This window comes from Geovibrio ferrireducens, from assembly GCF_026226615.1.
GTDB lineage: Bacteria > Chrysiogenota > Deferribacteres > Deferribacterales > Geovibrionaceae > Geovibrio > Geovibrio ferrireducens.
In genome coordinates this window covers 1-18,913 of sequence record NZ_JAJAPB010000009.1, presented here as the reverse complement: position 1 = coordinate 18,913, position 18,913 = coordinate 1, and the positions used below count along the sequence as shown (strand labels likewise).

The window sequence follows — 18,913 nt, the reverse complement described above, 5'->3', positions numbered from 1 at the left end:
CAGAATTAATGAAGATCTTCATTGCAGGCGCAGGCGAGGTGGGGTTCCACATTGCCGAGCAGCTTATACTTGAAAACCGCGATGTGGTAGTTATCGAGCGTGACAAGGAGCGTGCGAAACACGCTTCCAATCACCTTGACTGCATGGTGATAAATGATGACGCAACCAACATTGAAGTACTGAAAGAGGCGGGGCTTGCCAGAGCATCCGCCTTTATTTCCGCCACGGATTCCGATGAAGTGAACATGATAAGCTGCTTCGTTGTGGCCAGTGAGTTTAATGTTCCGCTGAAAATTGCCCGTGTAAAGAGTCTCAAATATACCGGAACCCGCATATTCAGCGGCGGCTACGGGGTGGATTATATAGTCAACCCCGAAATAGAGGCAGCAAAAGCTATCATAAACAATATTCAGCATGGTGCGACCAGCGACATTTTCAGCTTTGATGACAGCGAAATACAGCTTCGTGACATATACATGGATGATGAACATTTCCTCATTGGCAAAAAGCTCAAAGAGATAAAAGGCTCCCTCAGAGAGGAGTTCATCGTTGCGGGAATAATCCGTGAGGACGAAATAATAATTCCGTCCGGCGAAACTGTTATCACAGAAGGGGATCACGTTTTTATCGTCGCCTCAGTCTCTACCTTTGAGAAAATCCTCGTTAAAATAGGAACGCCCAAAAAACGCATAAAGACCGTGGTCATAGTCGGTGCGGGCAGAATGGGCAGGTATGTCACGGAGAAGCTTCTCCAGCTTGGCCGCAGAGTGAAGGTTGTGGACAGGGATTACGAACTCTGCAAGAAAATTGCCTCCGATTTCCCCGGCGCATTGGTCATAAACGGGGATATATCAGACAAAAGTGTCTTTGAGGATGAGGATTTTGCGGACAACGATCTCATAGTCACCACCACAAGCAACGAGGAGCTTAATATCCTCACCGCAATCTATGCCAAATCCCTCGGTGTCAAGAAAGCCATAGCTCTGGTAAACAAGACAAACTATCTGCATATCTCCGCTGAGCTTGGGCTGAACGCCACTGTGAGCCCGAAGATAAGCTCGGTAAATGCTATTCTCAAGTTCATGCGTCAGGGGAGTATTCTCAATGTCTTCAAAATTTTTGACGGCAGAGCAGAGGTTACGGAGTTCAGCCTTTCGCCTAATAACGAACTCTGCGGGAAGACTCTGAAAGATACCAGATTCCCCGCAGGTTCAGTTGTGGCGGCTGTTTCCAGAGGCTCTAAGCACCTCATCCCTGACGGTAATTTTGTTTTCGCTGAAAAGGACAGAATTGTGACATTCTCCGTGAAAGAAGCTTCCTCGGCTCTGTCAGAGATGTTCTCCGGCTGATTTCATGCATTTCAAGGTAATCTTCAAAACCGTTTCGGTTCTTATACTTATTCTGGATTTCTTCCTGCTTCTCTGTGCCGGAGTCGGCGCTTATTATGAGGAGTGGGCGGCGGTTCAGAGCTTTCTGCTTTCCATCGCCATCAGCGGCTGCATAAGCATGGGCATACTCTTTGTTTTCAGGCACGAGAGGCAGAAAACCCTCTCCACCAGAGACGGGCTCCTTGTTGTCACCCTGAGTTGGATGGTCGCCTCCACTGTCGCGGCATTTCCGTATATCTTTGACGGGGGAATGCTCACTGTGACAGACGCAATTTTTGAAACCATGTCCGGGTTCTCCACAACCGGAGCGACTATACTGACAGATATAGAGAAAATGCCTAAATCACTCCTTCTGTGGCGCTCCCTCACCCACTGGCTGGGCGGTATGGGCATTGTTGTTCTCGGTGTTGCCATCCTTCCCCTCCTTGGCATAGGCGGCATGCAGCTTATGCAGGCAGAGGCCCCCGGACCCGTGGTGGATAAAATAACACCGAGGATAGCCGAAACAGCAAAATACCTGTGGTATGTTTATGTGGGTTTCACCGCTCTTGAGACTTTTCTGCTTGTCTGCGGAGGAATGACCTTTTTCGATGCCCTTAATCATAGTTTCAGCACTCTCGCAACCGGCGGCTTTTCCACAAAGAACCTGAGTGTCGGGCACTATGACTCGGCTTATATAGACGGCGTGGTCACCCTTTTCATGGTGATAGCCGGAATGAACTTTACTCTGCATTTCAGGCTTATGAGCGGCAACTTCAAAGGGCTATTCCGCAATACCGAGCTCAAGGCGTATCTGCTTATTTTTCTGACCGCCAGCGCGCTGATCGCTTTCAGCCTGCACGGGAAAATATATGACAGCGTATGGCAGAGCATACGTTACGCATCCTTTCAGGCAGCGTCCATTCTCACCACCACAGGTTTTGCCACTGCTGATTATGAATACTGGACATATCTAGGGCAGGTAACGCTGCTTGTCCTTATGTTTGTGGGCGGCTGCTCCGGCTCCACAGCAGGCGGAATCAAGGTGATAAGGATCGCAACACTGTTTAAGCAGGGGTTCAATGAAATGAAGTTCCTTGTTCACCCCAGAGGCGTGTTTGTGCTGAAAATAAGCGGCTACCCGGTGCGCAAAAACATAGTTTACGCCATAAGCGGTTTCTTCTTCCTTTATATGACCACAATTTTGCTGGTAACCATAGCCCTTGCCTCGTCCGGTATTGACCTGCTTACTTCGGTTACTGCTGCCCTAGCGACAGTTGGAAATATTGGTCCGGGCTTCGGCGGTGTGGGGCCTGCGGAGAACTATGCCTTTATGCCGGATCATGTTAAATGGATTCTCAGCTTCGCCATGATGGCGGGCAGGCTTGAGCTTTATACCGTGTTCGTGCTGTTGACGCCCATGTTCTGGAAAAAATGACAAATACTTACCTGATAAAAATCAAAGGAATTGTGCAGGGTGTGGGCTTCCGCCCGTTTGTTTATAACCTTGCCGCTGCGCGTGAACTCAGGGGTTATGTTCTTAACAACTCCGAAGGCGTGGAGATCGGGCTTGAGTGCTCTGATGCCGTAGCCCGGAAGTTTGCAGAGGATGTCAGGAGACTAGCCCCGCCATTATCTCACATAGCTTCCGTTGAAATAACAGAAGGTTCTGCGCAAGGCTTTACAGGGTTTGAGATCAGGGAATCCGAAACCCGCGGCGGACTAACCCTTGTTTCGCCGGATGTGGCTCTCTGCCCTGACTGCCGCAGGGAGCTTTTTGACACAGCAGACAGACGTTATCATTACCCGTTCATAAACTGCACAAACTGCGGCCCCAGATACTCCATAATCGAATCCATTCCCTATGACCGCAGAATGACCACAATGAAAGAGTTTGCCATGTGCGCTGAGTGCGCATCCGAATATAAAAATCCGACAGACAGGCGTTTTCACGCTCAGCCGGACTGCTGCTCAGTCTGCGGCCCAGGGGTTTACGGCTTCGGGCTTGCGGGTGATGCTGCGCTGAACCGGGCGGCAGACGCTGTAAACTCAGGCGGAATACTCGCCCTGAAAGGCCTCGGCGGTTATCACCTCATATGTGACGCACTGAATGAAACGGCGGTGAAAAGGCTCCGCGAACTCAAGCGCAGGGGTGAAAAGCCCTTTGCCGTGATGTGCGCGGATGTTCAGACCCTTGAGAAATACCGCCCGCTGACGGACGTCGAACGGAACATCATCTCAAGTCCGCAGGCTCCGGTTCTTCTTCTTGACTGGGATAACCCGCCCTTTTCCGGTTCAGTTAACCCCATGGGGAGCAATGTGGGAGTAATGACCGCCTATACCCCGCTTCATGCGCTCCTTATGAGCCGCCTTAATACTGACTTCGTAATAGCCACCAGCGGCAACCTGCGGGATGAGCCTATCTGCATTGACAAAACAGACGCAGAGCAGAGGCTGAAACACTACACTGACAATTTTCTCCATCATAACAGAGCAATACACAACAGAGTGGATGATTCTGTTGTCGCCGTGGCGGAAGGTTTCCCCTATGTTCTGCGCCGTGCACGGGGCTTTGCGCCTTATCCGGTCATGCTCCCATTCGAGGCGGACAGGCAGATTGCAGGTGCGGGCGCGCATCTCAAGAACGGGATATGCTTCGCATCAGGTGCTTATGCGTTTCCGAGCCAGTACATAGGCGATCTGGATAACCCTGAAACAAGGGACTTCTACACCGAGACATGGGTGAAAATGAAGCACCTTCTTGGCATTGAGCCTGAGACAGTGGTTACTGACCTTCACCCCGATTATTTCAGCACCCGATATGCGGCAGAAACCGGGGCGGAAGTCATCGCATTACAGCACCATCTTGCGCATTTTTACGCTGTCCTCGGTGAAAACGGACACAAAGAGGATGCCCTCGGCCTGATCCTTGACGGAACCGGACTCGGAACAGACAACAGAATATGGGGCGGAGAACTATTTGTCAGAAAAGACAAAAAAGTAACACGTGCGGCTCACCTTCCCTATATTTTGCAGCCTGCTATGGACACAGCGGCGAAGAAACCTGTCATGATGCTCGTTTCTGCAATGAAGTCATACGGACTTGAAAAATACGCGGATTTCCTCTACGGCAGGTTTCCCGGAATGCAGACCGCACTCAGACTCACCGAAAAAATGGTGGAAACGGGTCTGAACTCCATAGAAACCTCAAGCACCGGCAGGCTTTTTGAAGCTGCCGGAGCGCTGGTTTCGGGCATAGCAGAGAACGACTTCGAAGCTCACCTTGCCATCAGGCTGGAATATGCGGCTGACAAAACAGTCACCGATTATTATCATACCGAACCCATGAACCCCGCAGGACTCTTTGACGGACTGTTCGCTGATCTCGCCTCCGGCAGGGATTCTTCCATATGCTCCGCAAGGTTCCACAACGGGTTTGCCCGCATGCTCACGGATGCATGCGTAATACACGCAGACGGAATAAAAACCGTTGCCCTCTCAGGCGGAGTGTTCCAGAATATGCTTTTGCTGAAAAGAGTTACGACTCTGCTTCGCCAAAAAGGGTTCACCCCGCTCATCCACGGACGCATCCCCGCCAATGACGGGTGCATATCATTAGGACAGGTCTGCGGGTATGTTTACGGTGACGATATAAAATTATGATGTAATTGCAAAATATATTGAGTTTTGGGAAGGGTTTCTCCTGTCTTGGGAAAACTTTTTATAAAAAGCTTTTCCCAAACCCTTTCAAAAATTTTAATCTGCTTCGTAAAGGTGCAGCAACGGCTGTAAAATGTCCGTCTTTACCTTGGGTTTTCCTATGGCGGTATATATTAATTATGAACAATAAGGCAGATATGAAAAACCTGTTTCATGCGGCGGCGCTGCTGTTTTCATCGGTAATGCTCCTCACTCTGGCATCCCCTGGGATGGACAAGGGGTTTCTGGCATGGTTTGCTCTTGTGCCTTTGTTTATCCTTGCGGAAAAAAGATACATCCGCCCTTTTTGGGCAGGGCTTCTGTTCGGAGAGTTTTATTACTTTTTCGGAATCTCATGGCTGTCTTTTCCTCTGACGGATATAGGCAGTGCGCCCCTTTTTGTATCATGGATAGTTACTGCGGTTTTTGCCGCTTATCTCGGCCTTTATTACGGGCTGACAGCATATATTTTTGCCCGGAGCAGGGGTTCCCTGCTTTTAGTGCCTGCTGTTTTTGCTGCGGGCGAATTTTTCAGGGGGATTTTTCTCACTGGTTTTCCGTGGCTTACTCTGGGGCAGACTCAGTACCTCTACCCTGAGATACTCACTGTGACATCGTTTATCGGTGAATACGGGCTGAGTTTTCTCATAGTCGCCGGAAACCTTCTGGTTTATCACGGTGTGCGGAGCAGAAGGCACATTATGTTTGCTGCGGGAATTTTTCTTCCTGTTCTGCTTTATCTGGCGGGCTCGGCAATTCCTGAGCAGACTGCGGAAGGCTCTGCAAGGGTAAGGCTGATCCAGACAGGTGTGGCGCAGGAGGAAAAGTGGGATGAGGACAGGAAGGAGCGCGTAATAAGCACCGTTCAGCAGATGGTGCTCGGAAGCGGGTTTAAGGATTTTGACCTCCTTGTTCTGCCCGAAACCGCTTATCCGGTTCTGGTGCAGGATGATGCTATAATAAACCTCACTCTCTCCACCATAGGGGAGGACACTCCGGTTCTTATAGGCGTTATGCGCAGGGAGGAGGCCGGAGACGAAAGAAAATACTACAACAGTGCCGCCCTTTACGCCGGGCAGGGTTCAGCCGTTTATGACAAGGTGCATCTTGTTCCGTTCGGCGAATACTTCCCCATGAGCGGCCTGTTTAAAGCGATAGACGACTTCTTCTTTAACGGGGCTCACGATTACAGCAAGGGCGAAAAATTAAGCGTCTTTGACCTCGGTAAAATGAAGATAGCCCCCATGATCTGCTACGAGGGTGCTTTTTACCGCCAGCTTATGGCGCAGGCTGCTGCCGGGGCGAATATGGTGGTGATAATTTCTAATGACAGTTGGTTCGGCTTCTCCCACGGGCGTTATCAGCACCTTGCTGTGGACGTTATGCGGGCATCCGAATTCGGCAGATGGATTGTACGCTGCACACAGTCCGGCATATCCGCCTACATTGACCCCACGGGACGCATAAAGTCCGTCATGGGTGTAGGGGAGAGCGGTTATCTGGATTACGAGGTGAACCTTGTGCAGGGGCGGACGTTCTTTGGTGTATACGGCTATACATGGCTCGGAGTGCTTTTATTTGTAAGTTTATCGGCAACACTTATAAAGCAGATTCGCAGACATAATAAGCCTTGAATAAATAGACGATGTATATTAATGTTCATACATCTTTAGGAGGCAAAGTATGGGTTCAGTAGGTTCTCAGCAGATTCTGATCATCCTTATAATCGCTCTGGTTATATTCGGTGCGGGCAAACTTCCCCAGATCGGCGACGGTCTCGGAAAAGCCATCAGGAACTTTAAAAAGTCCGCAAAGGATGCAGAAGACGCCCTCGATATTACTCCGGAAACGGATAAAAAGAAAATCGAGAACGAAAACAAAGACGCCTGATTATATCAGGGCTGTCTGACGGTGCGGTTTTAAGTGGCTGGCGGAACTTTCGGTTCTTATATAGAAGCTGATTCCCCCCTGCACAGGCTGCATCCCGCTGTTAAGGCGGTTTCTGTTATTATATTGACAATTACGGCCGGAACGGTGAAATCCTCTTCCGGCCTGTTTTATTTCTGGGGAGTTTTTGCCGCTGTTCTCCTTTTTTCAAGGATAAACCCGCTGCTTTTTTTAAAAGCTCTTATCCCTCTTTCCCCTGTGCTGATAGCATCTTTCGCCAGCCACTGGTTTTTCGGTATAAAGGATGGCGGGCATTCCCTGTTTATTGTGGGCAGGCTGACGCTTCTTATATTTTTTTCCTCTCTGCTCACATTCTTAATCAGAACAGAGCACCTGACGGCACTTTTTTACCGCATACTCCGCGTTGTCCCCTTCACCGATGCCAAAGGCTTAAGCGTTTCCCTCGGATGCGCCCTGAGCTTTGTTCCGGTATTCTTCTCTTTTTTCAGGCCGCAGGGTGAAAGGCGCATCGGCAGACTTTTTTCTGTGAAGGAGTTTTTCGCACCTCTGGCGGAAAAAGCGCTCAGCCATTCAAGGGAGACTGTTCAGCTTATGTTTGACAGCTTTGAGGAGAGAATGAGGCTTCCATATATGCGTTACGGGGATTATACTGCCTTTCTTTTTGTAATCGTTATTGCCGTCGGCGGGTATTATGTATAACAGGAAATGCATTGTGGAATATGACGGAACAGACTTCTGCGGATGGCAGGCGCAGAAAGAGGTCCGCACTGTTCAGGCTGAGATAGAAAAAGCGCTGGAAACCATGTACAAAACAAAGCTGTTTGCCATCGGCTCCGGCAGAACCGATGCGGGTGTGCATGCCCTGAATCAGGTCTTTAATTTCCGCACAGAAAGCTATATTCCGCTGAACGGCTTTGTCATGGGGATAAATACTCTGCTGCCCGGCGACATCGCAGTGAAGTCCGCTGAGGATGTTCATGAGGATTTCCACTCTCAGAAGTCTGCAGTGAGCAAAACATATATGTACAGACTTCTGGCGCGCTGGATACCCTCCGCTCTGGACAGGAACAGGGCATGGTGGCTGAAGAAAAGGCCGGATGTCGGGCTGATGCGTGAGCTTCTGCGGGCTGTTGAGGGGGAGCATGATTTCGCATGCTTCTGCGCTGCGGAGGGGATGAAGGAAAATACGGTAAGAACCATTTATCATACAAAGGTTTATGAAGACGGTGATTATATAAACCTTGAGATAAACGGCAGCGGCTTTCTGCACATGATGATACGCATAATAACCGGCACTGTTGTCAGAGGCGCTTTCCGGGGGCAGGCGCCTGAGGATATACAGAAGATCATTCAGGGAAAAGACAGGAGAAAAGCGGGGATGACTGCCCCCGCATGCGGGCTGTATTTAAAAGAAGTATTCTATTGATGATAGTTCAGAAACGGTACAGCATCTGACTTAATAATAAAAATTCACCATCCTTGGGAATTTTTATACACGCTCGCGGTCAGCAGAACTGACCTTCGCTTCGCACGGCGCAACTCCTTCCATGGAGTTGTTTATGTCATTGCGAACCCTGAAAGGGTGAAGCAATCTCTCGTTATGATAGTTCAGAAACGGTACATCCTGCTACCTTAATAATAAAAATTCACCTTCCTTGGGAATTTTTATACACGCTCGCGGACGGATAAACCGTCCTTCGCTTCGCACGGCGCAACTCCATCCATGGAACTGTTTGCGTCATTGCGAACGGAAGTTATATATTTAGAGACTGCTTCGTCGCTTCGGCTTCTCGCAGTGACACAGCAATTAGTTAGCGTTTACATCACTTGTGGAAAATGTCCTTTACCATGCCGTTTTCATCAAAGCTTATGTATGTTTTCTGGAGCAGGTTCAGGCGGTAGATCCACGCATCACTGTTCAGCGAAGGGGTGAGATCAACGGGCGGAGTGCCCAGCGCCATGAGTATCATCTCCTTGGTCATGCCTTTGGCAGCTTCACCGTTTCTGATGAATGCCTGTGCCTGTTCAGAATAAGCAGAGAGATCCGCCTTTGCTTTTCCTAAGAGCTTGCCGCGGTAGTCAGTAAGGCTCATTCCACTGTTATCTTTATCGTTTGAAACAACTATTTTATGCCTTCCGTCCACAGTGGTTATTTCAAAGGATTCGTCCCCGGTGAGGTCATAGCCGCCGATTGAGCGTATTTTCACCGGTGTGTTGATCGGCACAAGGGTTCCTTCGCGGTAATTGGCGGATTTGTGTATGCCCGCTTTATAGAAGAAGGAGTACTGCGTGTAGTATGTCGTGTCGTCCATGGATGTGGTTTTTTTGCCCACAGTAACGCAGGCGGCAACCGAGATGACTACCGCCAGCATTATAAGAATCCGCTTCATTCTGTTCTCCGTTACCCTTCGCAGGGTTTTATGAAAATTTTGGTTTCAACGTCAATATATTCAGCATACCAGACTGCGAAACCGTCCTCGATCCATTTCAAATCGCTTTCACTCATTTTATGCGTGAGCTTTTCGTACTCTGCCTCACGGTCTCTTGCCACCTGTTTTTCGCCTTCGGTAAGTTCTTCCCAGTCATCTTTCATGCGGGTGAATTCCTTTTTGAGTTCAAGAGCTTTTTCTTTCATGACAGTTACCTCCGGTTTATGTTCATTTGTTAGCGGATATTAATACCATAATTATCTTAATATCTTTTGTCAACACCTCTTGCGCAAATGCACTATGGCTACTACTATATTAGCATGAAAACTATAACGGTTCTCGCCGCTGTTTTACTGTGCTTTTTGCCGGAGTCCGCATTCGCATGGGGGTTTCAGACTCATCTCTCCATAGCAAACAGTATTCTTGCGTCCGCAGAGGGTGTAATAAAAGCATACCCTGCCCACTTCATGCTGGGCAACATATTTCCTGACTTTTTCCTGTTTCTTAAAGATTTTTCCGAATATAAGCGCAATCTTGAGACGCACTCGTGGAAGACTGTCTCGTCTCTTTTCGCAGGTGTGAAAAGTGATGAGGATCAGGCCTTTGCCCACGGGTACGCTGCTCATCTCTCGGCGGATATTGTGGCTCACAACCGCTTTGTACCTCAGCACCTTATGTACATGGGCAAGGGGCGCATGGGCTCGCACCTTATGCTTGAGTATGCAGAGGAAGCCCTGCACAACAACCGTTTCAGCGGCACAATGATGAAGCTTATGACCGATGCGGAGGAGCTTGGGGATCTGTTCATAAGGGTTATGAACATTGACCCCGCATTCTTCACGAAGGAGATGCACACCCTTCGCCTTGCACTGAGCTACCAGAAAATGTTCAGGCTCCAGAAGGCGGTTAAGGCCTATAAACTTGCCACCATGCCCTCATTTAAGGAACACTGCGTCAGTTTCCGCATCGAGGCGGAAAAGCTCGCCGGGCTCTCCGTTTCCAAAGGGTTTGAACACCTCAGTGATTACGACCCCACAGGAAAGGCCGCTATGGAAAAAGCGCGGGAAAAACACGACAGGCTGGTGAAAAATGTCGGCATACGCAAGATGAAGGAACGCTACCGCAACGGGAATGTTTATTCATATACCCCGACTGACTAAAGTCTGCTTCTGCCCTTCTTGCTTTGTGGCTGAAACTGACAGGAGGTACAGTTTTAGCTATTGAGTAGGAATACAACTGGAGTTGCGCCGTGCGAAGCGGAGGCGGGTTTATCCCGACGCGAGCGTGTGGCTAAAACTGATAGGATGTACAGTTTCAGCTATTAAGTTGACTTTCATCCATCATTAACTTATATCTGACAGATGATTGAAATAATGCAGCTTATCCCGGTGGGGATACTTGCGGGCATTCTCGGCTATCTGCTGGGCATAGGCGGCGGAGTGCTGATAGTTCCCGTTCTGGTTCTTATATTCGGCTATTCTGTTCATACTGCGGTGGCGGCTTCCCTTGCGTCCATAACAGTGGGAAGTGTGCTCATATCCGCCTCCAATCTGAACAGGAATCTCGTCAATATTCCTCTGGCTGTCACCCTTGAGACAGTGACTATTTTCGGCGCTCTCGTCGGCGGATATATCAGTGTTTCCGTCAGCGAAAGACCTATCCTGATCATGTTTTCCATAATCACCCTTGTAACCGCTTATCTCATGTGGAAGAAAACCGTCAGCACAGAAGATGCGGAAACCCCGCCTGATGAGGGCAACGGCTTCTACTCCGGCTCTTACATGGACGAGATGCGCGGCAGGGTCATACATTACAGAGTGAAGAAAGTGCATCTCTCCATGATGGTTTCCGCTTTTGCGGGTGTAATCTCCAGCATGCTCGGCGTGGGGGGCGGCTTTTTTAAGGTTCCCGCCATGAATATTCTCTCAGGTGTGCCCCTCCGTGTTGCAACTGCGACAAGCAACTTCATGATAGGCTTTACCGCTGCCGCCGGTTCAGTGGCGTATGTATTCCACGGCTACCTCCTCCCTCAGCTTGCGGGTTCTATAATAGTCGGCGTTCTCATCGGCTCCGCCTTCGTAACGGCTAAGCTCCGCAAGGTTACGGACAACAGGATAAAGAAGATTTTCATAGCTGTCCTTCTGCTCATAGCGGTGCAGATGTTCTACAAGGCGCTGGGGTGATTTCATGGAAAAAACTTTAGGCAGTCTGCTCAAATATATCGGCCTCCTCGGAGTCGGGATAGTTATTCTCGGTCTGGCGGAAAATCTTCTGGGGCTTGGTTCGGAATATGTTAATAAGAGTATAGCGGGACACATAGCGGGCGCTTTTGCCCTGAACGGGGCGGATACCATAATGACAGGTATCTGGACAGTTCTGGCCGCTCCTGCCGCAGGGATACTCTATGTTCTCTGGCACGGGGCGGCGAAAAGAAATTTCCGCCTTGTTTTTATGTGTCTTATAATTATCGCCATGCTATGCGTGGTTATGATTGCGGGGGAATAGAGCATGGAATGTTTCGGTTCGTCAGTTTCAGGCAGAGCGGCAGTTATCACTCTTCATAAAAAATGTACCGACCCGCAGGCACTCTGCCGTGTTCTGGAAGAGGCGGAGGCGGACAGGAATATTGACTTCATCCGCCTGAGAGGTTCAGACGGAAGCTTTTCCATAGGCCGCGCAGTAAGCAGGCTCGGTTCCTTCGGCGAGAAAGAGGCCAGAGCTTACGCTGAGCGCGGGCAAAGGCTTGTGAAAACCATGCGCAGTCTGAAAAAACTTATAATAGCAGAGGTGGACGGAGAGGCCTTCGGCCCCGGCTTTGAGATCGCCCTCGCCTCTGATCTGATATTCGCCACATCATCATCAAGGTTCGCGTTCCCGGAGGTTAATCTGGGGATTATTCCCGGATTCGGCGGAACGCAGCTTGCCGCCCGCAAAGTATATGAAACCTTTGCCAAGTACCTTGTTTTTACTGGTGATTCCGCCGCAGCGGAGGAGCTGCACGCAAAAGGCATACTCAATGCTGTTTTTGCCGATGCCGCCTCCATGCATGTCCATGTTGATGCCCTCTGCGCCAGACTTTCGGAAAAAAGCAGCTTCATCCTCGGTCTGGCTAAGGAGACAGTGAACTCCGGCATTGAGATGGATTTTGACAAGGCGCTCCTCTTTGAGCAAAACGCATTCACCTTTTCGTTCTCATGCGAGGATAAAAGGGAGGGGATGGGAGCTTTCATCGAAAAACGGAAGCCTGTTTTCAAAAACCGCTGGGAAGACCTGAGGTTTGAGGAGGACTGATGATAAGCCTCTGCCTGAAGGATGTAACCGCTGTTGTTAAGCTCACCCCGCCGGAGGGCAGGTTTACCCTGCTTGATGCGCCGACAATAAAGAAAATAATCAGAACACTTAACGAGGCCTCGGAAACACCTGCAAAGGTGATCCGCATTCAGGGCGGCTCAGGCTGTTTTGCCGTGGGGGCTGATCTCAAGACAATGTATGATTACGACGGCTTCACTGCGAAGGGTTTTTCCATGCTGGGAAACTCCCTGTTCAACCTGATGCGGACAATGCCGCAGATTATAATCGCTGAGGTGGACGGGTACTGCATGGGCGGCGGGATGGACTTTGCCGCTGCGTGTGATTTCAGGCTTGCCACTGCCGAAAGCGTGTTCGCACATCCGGGAACCAAGCTCGGCATAATCACAGGCTTCGGCGGAACACAGGCGATTCCAAGAATAATGAAGCCCGCTGCCGCTGCGGAATTTTTCTGCACCGGCGATATGTTCCGCGCGGAGGAGATGAAGCGCGGCGGTTTCCTCACAGAGTATTTTTCATCAGCAGCAGATATGGATTCCTATGCAGCACATTTAAGCTCAAAGATTGCCGCAAAGGATCGGGAGCTTCTCAGCCGCATGAAAAGAGGCTTTTTTCACAAGGGCTTGTAGGCCTATTATTTTTTTGTCATTTTTTGTAAAATCTTCTTAAGTTTTTTCTGTTTTGGCCGATAAGAAAGAAGCACGGATGCAATTTTTCTACAGGGATGTTGCCGTAGAGGTGCGCCCGTGCGCAGAACACCCTTCTTATCAGGCTTTTAAAGCCTTCTGAGAGTTCTCGCACAGCTTTTCGCACCCCGTTTTTCAGGGGGTCATGTATGAAGATCGAACGCAATACCGCAATTGAGCAGCCGGTGAGCCGCAACTCATCGGATGAGGTTGTAAAATTCCACAATTCCGCCATAGCCGAAACAGTCAGCCGCATTGACGATAAACGCCGCATGCGGATAGCGGAGTATGACTCAATGGAATACCACAAGGAGCTCAGAGTCAAAGATTTTAAGAAAATGGATCAGGATAAGCATCTCCGTTTTGAGGAATACGGTGAAATAATGGAGGAAAAGGCAGAAGTTAAGCAGTTTCTTGTTAAGCTTGAGGAAAAAAAGGACGCGCGCCTTACTAAGGAATACAGGGAGCAGCAGTACATGACCGAGCTCTTCATGCGCGGAATGTATTTTGATGAGCTTGTATAGAGCCTTTTCCCTTGCGGGGGCGGCAAAGGGCTGTTATAACTCCCTCTACTCATAAGCAAAGGAAAGGAACATGATAATACACGGCAGAAACACTGTTGCAGAAGCGCTCAAACTCGGACTGGTGAAAAACCTCTTTCTCCGCAAAGGCTCCACTTTCAGGGAGAAACCTGCGGATATGGAAGCTGCGGAGTTCGGCAGAAAGGAGTTTGAGCACCGCTTCGGGGACGAGGCGCAGGGAGTGGCCGCAGAAATAAACGATATAGAGCCCAAGGATTTTGTCCGCCACAGAAAATCGATCAGCGGGCATGTGCTTATTCTGGACAGGATTCAGGATCCGCACAACTACGGAACAATAATCCGTGCTGCCAACTGCTTCGGAGTAAAGACCATCATAGTTGCCAGATACCATCAGGCGCCCATAACGGCAGCAGTATGCAAAGCCTCCAGCGGAACTCTTTTTCACGCAGACATCTATGAAACAACAAATATAAGCTCAGCAGCGGAGGATCTCCAGAGCATGGGGTATAAGATATACGCCGCTGATATTGACGGCGACAAGGTGCTGAACGATGTGCAGTTCGCTGAGCAGTCAGCGGTGATTCTCGGTTCCGAGGGGAAAGGAATACGCCCCGGTGTGCTGGAGAAGGCAGACACCGCCTTCCGTATTCCCATGTGCGGCGATATAGACTCGCTGAATGTATCACAGAGCGCAGCCATAATCCTCCACACCCTGTACAGTTCAAAGCTTACTTGACAGATTCCTCAAGCTCATCGAACGCGTTTCCTGCGCGTTCGTGGGACAGGGAGTATTTCAGCTTCTCAAGTCTCTCCTCCTGATAGCTGATCAGCTCATTCTTTTCAATACACGCCTTGGAGAAGGCTGTCTGTATGTCTTTATCATAGACTATGTTTCTGAATTTCATCGTTTTTGTTATGAACACCGGCAGCTCGGCATCCTTCATGAAGGCTTTCACAAACTCCTTTTCCTTCGGGTCTTTCAGCTCCCTGTAGTTGTCATACACAGCCACCTGAAGTATGCCGTCTATCTTTTCAGCCATGAGTATGCCTGATCTGCCCTTGAGGGCATCAACGGCGTTGTAGCCGCCTCGTTCATTGGCAAAGACGCATATCTCGCTTGAGGATTCCTTGTAGTACCAGCCGGGTGCACCTTCTATTTTTACAACGGGTGTAGCCATGACGTAATATTTGAAAAGATAAGTGGCAAGAGCCTTCGCCAGAGCCAGAGCTATTGATTCGAACATGGACGCACCGCCTTGAATGTTTATGACAGATTATACAGCGGAAAATAGTCCATGGCAGGGTAATTTTACTTGAAATGAAAAAGCCCTGAAAAACAGAGACTCAGGGTGATGGAGATACTGCAAAAACAATTTTATAATCTCCGTAACACAAAAATCATTCTTTATCATAATAACACACATTGACTTTCTCATGACACCGTGATAACACAGTAGCCTAAAACTGTAACACGGAGATTGACATGAAGAAATTTTTTACACTCTTTCTTGTGCTCTGCGCATCTGCATCTTTTGCGCATTTTCAGACACTGATCCCTTCCACTGATGTTGTGACGCCCGCTGCCAAAACCGCCTCCTTCCACATGGAGTTCACTCACCCCTTTGAGCAGGGTCCGATTATGGAGATGGTTAAGCCTAAAGACGTTTCCGTATATTTTGACGGTAAAAAAACCGATCTTATGAAGTCTGTAACTAAAACCACCATTCAGGGTAAATCAGCATGGGATTTCAAATACTCCTTCGCTAAACCCGGCGACTATATATTTACAGTTACTCCCGATTACTATTTCGAACCTGCTGAAGGAGTATTCATTCAGCACATCACAAAAACCGTTGTAAACGCATTCGGCATGGAAGAAGGCTGGGACACCCCTGTGGGTCTCAAAGCTGAAATAGTGCCTCTTACACGCCCTTACGGCCTCTGGAAAGGCAATACTTTCACAGGCAAAGTCATTTACAAGGGCAAGGCTGTTCCAAATGCTGAAATAGAGGTTGAATTTTACAACAAGGGCAGTAAAATCAAGCACCCCACAGACGCTCACATAACTCAGGTTATCAAGGCTGATGCCAACGGTGTTTTCACTTATGCCATGCCCTTTGCTGGCTGGTGGGCATTTGCCGCTCTCATTGAAGATGATGTGACGCTCAAACACGAAGGGAAAGACTATCCCGTTGAGCTTGGTGCTGTTTTTTGGGTGAAAACTTACGGAGCAGACTAGTATGCACATTTCCGAAGGCGTTCTTTCTGCCCCTGTGCTCGGTGCGGGGGCTGCCGCCTCGTTAGGATTTCTCGTTTACGGCTTCCGCCGCATGAAGGATGAGCTGCTGACAAAGACCGCGCTGATGTCCAGCCTGTTTTTTGTCGGCTCCTTCATTCATGTACCTCTTGGACCTTCCAGCGTCCACCTGCTCCTTAATGGTCTCGTCGGCGCTGTACTGGGGTTTGCCGCCTTCCCTGCCATTTTCATGGCGCTTCTGCTTCAGGGGCTCCTCTTTCAGTTCGGCGGACTTACCACGCTGGGGATCAATACGTTTAACATAGCCCTGCCTGCTCTTCTGGCATGGATTCTCTGCCGTGTCGGGCTGAAATCCTGCGGAACAGTGCAGTCTGTTCTCTTTTTTCTTGCCGGTTTTCTGCCTGTTGCCCTTTCCGGCGCTCTCGTATCCTTCATGCTTTTTCTCAGCGGAGATAAGCTCACTCAGGCTGCACAGGCCATCTTCCTCGCCCATATCCCTGTCATGTTCATTGAAGGAACTGCCACGGTTTTCATACTGAGATTCATAATGAAGGTGTACCCTTCATTCCTTGATAAATGAGGTTACAATGAAGAAACTTCTCACTATTTCCCTTATACTTATCTGCTTTTCTTCCGCTTACGCGCACAAACTGAACGTGCTTGCCATCTATGAAGGCGGCACTCTGAACATTACATCCTACTTTGCTGATGGCACATACTGCAAAAACTGCGGATTCACAATCACTGATGCAAACGGCAGCGAAATTTATAATGGGAGCCTCAGTGAAGGCGGTGAGGCAACACTCGCTGACACTCTTCCCGAATCTTTCACCGTTACTGTCAATGCGGGCATGGGACATTCCGCCAAGGCGGAAGTACATGCAGAAGCAGCAGATAATAATGAGCAGGACACCGCTCCTGAGAGCAGCAGCACCGCAGCCTTTGACGAAGATGCCCTGCGCACTATAATCCGCCAGGAACTCGGAAAGCAGACTGTGGAGATTCAGGCAGCCATAGATTCCGGTCGTTCCAACACTGACAGGATAATATCCGGAATCGGCTACCTTTTCGGAATATTCGGACTTTTCATGCTTTTCAGAAAGAAATGAAATTCTCCCCCTCAGCCGCAATAGCTGCCGCAATCATTTACTCGCTGCTGATAGCTTTCAGAACGCATATCACCGCATACGATGCTGTGTTTGCTGCCTTTCTGCCTGCGGTATCGCTGAAATCCGGCTTGCGGCCGTTCATCAGGCTTCTGCGGCTTAATCTGGTTATTCTTTTTATATGCGCCACAGTGCTGATTTTTCATAATGATCCGTCATACGCTCTTCTGATTTTTCTCCGGGCAAACCTTATCCTCAGTGCAAACCTGCTTCTATTTGCTCCCCACGGAAGCATGGGTATTTATTACGGTTTCTGCGGGCTGAAATTCCCTGACAGGTTCACTGTTCTGCTGTTCTTTGTTATCAAATACACCGAGATTCTCGGCACTGAATATAAAAAAATGCGTGACTCCCTGCGTATACGATGCTTTAATCCGGGGACAAACCTCTTCACTTACAAAACATTCGGGTATCTGGTGGGTATGCTGTTCGTAAAAAGCATGGAAAAAGCAAAGGCACTGCATCACGCTATGCAGCTCAGAGGGTTCAGGGGAAGGCTTTATCCGTTTAACACGCACCCGCTGAGTGCTGCTGACGGCTTTCTGGCGCTTATGCTCATCGTTCAGGCTGCCCTCACAATCGGACAGATTACATGAGCTGCACACTTTCCCTGAAAGGCATCTCATGCCGCACGGCAGACCGGGTGCTCTTTGAAAATGTTACAATCAACCTTACTCACAAGGATAAAATCGCCCTTCTCGGCCCCAACGGAGCAGGGAAAACTACTCTTCTTAAGGCCATTGTAGGGCTGGGCGGCACATGCGGCGGTCACTTTGAAATCCACCATAAAAGGCTCACGACTGAGAAGGACTTTGCTGCCGCACGGAGGGAGATAGGCTTCCTTTTTCAGGACCCGGACGATCAGATAATCGCTCCGGCAGTCATTGAGGAAGTCGCTTTCGGTCTCCTTAATGAGGGCATAAAACAGCCGGAAGCCGTTGCAAAGGCTGAGGCTATGCTGAATGAACTGCATATATCCCACCTGCGCGACCGCATAACTCTTCACCTCTCCGGAGGGGAAAAGAAGATGGTTGCTCTCGCCTCTGTACTTGTGATGAAGCCGGAAATACTGCTTCTGGATGAGCCCTCAGCAGCACTGGATGAAAAAAGCGCTGAAAAGCTGGCGGAAATCCTCCGCGGGATCGACAAAACAATGCTGATCGTTTCCCATGATATTGATTTTATTGAAAAAATCGGAGCCCGCAAGATGTTCCTCACAGAAAAGGGGCTGGTTGAGGGTTAATTATTTTTAATTTTCTCTTCTTTCCTTGGGAAACCTTCTTAACGCTCTAAACCCTTTAAAACTAAGATTTAATTAATGAGAGATTCTTCGCTGACGCTCAGAATGACGCAAACAGTTCCATGGATGGAACTGCGCCGTGCGAAGCGAAGGTCTGCTTTGCAGACCGCGAGCGTGTGCGGAAAAAACACAGGATTTGCCGTCTCTGAACTATTTATAAACAAGAGATTGCTTCACCCTTGCAGGGTTCGCAATTGTATATGTCAAGTAATTCGAGGACAAATATCGTTTAACTGCTGCGGTGTTTTTC

General features: G+C 49.2%; 22 protein-coding genes. 19 read left to right on the top strand and 3 right to left on the bottom strand.

From position 1 onward, the window contains the following. Positions 1-8 precede the first annotated feature (8 nt). From trkA to truA, 7 genes are all read left to right on the top strand, one after another. Positions 9-1,349, top strand: coding sequence for a Trk system potassium transporter TrkA (trkA, locus tag OSQ85_RS10035; protein ID WP_265822832.1), 1,341 nt, complete (start codon positions 9-11; stop codon positions 1,347-1,349). Between the two features lie 4 nt (positions 1,350-1,353). Next, a complete protein-coding gene (locus OSQ85_RS10030; RefSeq protein WP_265822831.1) occupies positions 1,354-2,805 on the top strand; it encodes a TrkH family potassium uptake protein in 1,452 nt (483 codons plus the stop codon). Continuing rightward, positions 2,802-5,030 (top strand): carbamoyltransferase HypF, encoded by a 2,229-nt coding sequence (gene hypF, locus OSQ85_RS10025; RefSeq protein WP_265822829.1) that lies wholly within the window; start codon positions 2,802-2,804, stop codon positions 5,028-5,030. Before OSQ85_RS10030 ends, hypF begins: the two co-directional genes overlap by 4 nt. Before the next feature lie 176 nt (positions 5,031-5,206). Continuing rightward, positions 5,207-6,700 (top strand): apolipoprotein N-acyltransferase, encoded by a 1,494-nt coding sequence (lnt, locus tag OSQ85_RS10020; RefSeq protein ID WP_265822828.1) that lies wholly within the window; start codon positions 5,207-5,209, stop codon positions 6,698-6,700. 49 nt (positions 6,701-6,749) lie between these two features. Continuing rightward, positions 6,750-6,956: a twin-arginine translocase TatA/TatE family subunit gene (tatA, locus tag OSQ85_RS10015; protein ID WP_265822826.1), complete on the top strand. Its 207-nt coding sequence runs from the start codon at positions 6,750-6,752 to the stop codon at positions 6,954-6,956. A 33-nt stretch (positions 6,957-6,989) separates the two neighbouring features. Continuing rightward, complete coding sequence (locus tag OSQ85_RS10010; RefSeq protein WP_265822825.1) at positions 6,990-7,673, top strand: hypothetical protein; 684 nt, start codon at positions 6,990-6,992, stop codon at positions 7,671-7,673. After that, positions 7,666-8,400, top strand: coding sequence for a tRNA pseudouridine(38-40) synthase TruA (gene truA, locus OSQ85_RS10005; RefSeq protein WP_265822824.1), 735 nt, complete (start codon positions 7,666-7,668; stop codon positions 8,398-8,400). The genes OSQ85_RS10010 and truA overlap by 8 nt, the downstream gene beginning before the upstream one ends. A 397-nt stretch (positions 8,401-8,797) precedes the next feature. Here truA and OSQ85_RS10000 read toward each other — a convergent pair whose 3' ends face one another. Next, positions 8,798-9,364, bottom strand: coding sequence for a hypothetical protein (locus tag OSQ85_RS10000; protein WP_265822823.1), 567 nt, complete (start codon positions 9,362-9,364; stop codon positions 8,798-8,800). A gap of 11 nt (positions 9,365-9,375) precedes the next feature. After that, complete coding sequence (locus OSQ85_RS09995) at positions 9,376-9,609, bottom strand: hypothetical protein (protein WP_265822822.1); 234 nt, start codon at positions 9,607-9,609, stop codon at positions 9,376-9,378. A 114-nt stretch (positions 9,610-9,723) separates the two neighbouring features. Here OSQ85_RS09995 and OSQ85_RS09990 point away from each other — a divergent pair, with 114 nt between their 5' ends. From OSQ85_RS09990 to OSQ85_RS09960, 7 genes are all read left to right on the top strand, one after another. Continuing rightward, a complete protein-coding gene (locus OSQ85_RS09990; protein ID WP_265822821.1) occupies positions 9,724-10,563 on the top strand; it encodes a zinc dependent phospholipase C family protein in 840 nt (279 codons plus the stop codon). A gap of 213 nt (positions 10,564-10,776) precedes the next feature. Continuing rightward, positions 10,777-11,586 carry a sulfite exporter TauE/SafE family protein gene (locus OSQ85_RS09985; protein ID WP_265822820.1) on the top strand — a complete coding sequence of 270 codons (810 nt, stop codon included), beginning with the start codon at positions 10,777-10,779 and terminating at the stop codon, positions 11,584-11,586. A gap of 4 nt (positions 11,587-11,590) precedes the next feature. Continuing rightward, positions 11,591-11,908, top strand: coding sequence for a DUF1634 domain-containing protein (locus OSQ85_RS09980; protein ID WP_265822818.1), 318 nt, complete (start codon positions 11,591-11,593; stop codon positions 11,906-11,908). Between the two features lie 3 nt (positions 11,909-11,911). Next, entirely contained in the window at positions 11,912-12,694 is a 783-nt protein-coding gene (locus OSQ85_RS09975) for an enoyl-CoA hydratase/isomerase family protein (protein ID WP_265822817.1), read from the top strand. Beyond that, positions 12,694-13,341, top strand: coding sequence for an enoyl-CoA hydratase/isomerase family protein (locus tag OSQ85_RS09970; protein WP_265822816.1), 648 nt, complete (start codon positions 12,694-12,696; stop codon positions 13,339-13,341). Before OSQ85_RS09975 ends, OSQ85_RS09970 begins: the two co-directional genes overlap by 1 nt. A 206-nt stretch (positions 13,342-13,547) precedes the next feature. Beyond that, on the top strand, positions 13,548-13,922 hold the full coding sequence (locus OSQ85_RS09965) for a hypothetical protein (protein WP_265822815.1): 375 nt from the start codon (positions 13,548-13,550) through the stop codon (positions 13,920-13,922). Positions 13,923-13,992: 70 nt separating this feature from the next. Then, the gene (locus OSQ85_RS09960; RefSeq protein ID WP_265822814.1) at positions 13,993-14,676 is read left to right on the top strand and encodes a TrmH family RNA methyltransferase; all 684 of its coding nucleotides are present in this window, start codon (positions 13,993-13,995) and stop codon (positions 14,674-14,676) included. On the opposite strand, the gene OSQ85_RS09955 is transcribed toward OSQ85_RS09960, so the two are convergent. Continuing rightward, positions 14,669-15,184, bottom strand: a complete 516-nt coding sequence (locus OSQ85_RS09955; RefSeq protein WP_265822812.1) for a hypothetical protein — start codon at positions 15,182-15,184, stop codon at positions 14,669-14,671. The two genes, OSQ85_RS09960 and OSQ85_RS09955, sit on opposite strands and share 8 nt — an antisense overlap. A 239-nt stretch (positions 15,185-15,423) precedes the next feature. Here OSQ85_RS09955 and OSQ85_RS09950 point away from each other — a divergent pair, with 239 nt between their 5' ends. Genes OSQ85_RS09950 through OSQ85_RS09930 form a run of 5 tightly spaced genes read left to right on the top strand, consistent with a single transcriptional unit; the run spans position 15,424 to position 18,606 of the window. Continuing rightward, positions 15,424-16,179, top strand: coding sequence for a DUF4198 domain-containing protein (locus OSQ85_RS09950; RefSeq protein WP_265822811.1), 756 nt, complete (start codon positions 15,424-15,426; stop codon positions 16,177-16,179). A 1-nt stretch (position 16,180) separates the two neighbouring features. Next, positions 16,181-16,777: a cobalt transporter CbiM gene (gene cbiM, locus OSQ85_RS09945; RefSeq protein ID WP_265822809.1), complete on the top strand. Its 597-nt coding sequence runs from the start codon at positions 16,181-16,183 to the stop codon at positions 16,775-16,777. Positions 16,778-16,784: 7 nt separating this feature from the next. Further along, positions 16,785-17,306 carry a hypothetical protein gene (locus OSQ85_RS09940; protein ID WP_265822807.1) on the top strand — a complete coding sequence of 174 codons (522 nt, stop codon included), beginning with the start codon at positions 16,785-16,787 and terminating at the stop codon, positions 17,304-17,306. After that, the gene (locus tag OSQ85_RS09935) at positions 17,303-17,959 is read left to right on the top strand and encodes an energy-coupling factor transporter transmembrane component T family protein (protein WP_265822806.1); all 657 of its coding nucleotides are present in this window, start codon (positions 17,303-17,305) and stop codon (positions 17,957-17,959) included. Before OSQ85_RS09940 ends, OSQ85_RS09935 begins: the two co-directional genes overlap by 4 nt. Next, positions 17,956-18,606, top strand: coding sequence for an energy-coupling factor ABC transporter ATP-binding protein (locus OSQ85_RS09930; RefSeq protein ID WP_265822805.1), 651 nt, complete (start codon positions 17,956-17,958; stop codon positions 18,604-18,606). Before OSQ85_RS09935 ends, OSQ85_RS09930 begins: the two co-directional genes overlap by 4 nt. Positions 18,607-18,913 lie beyond the last annotated feature (307 nt).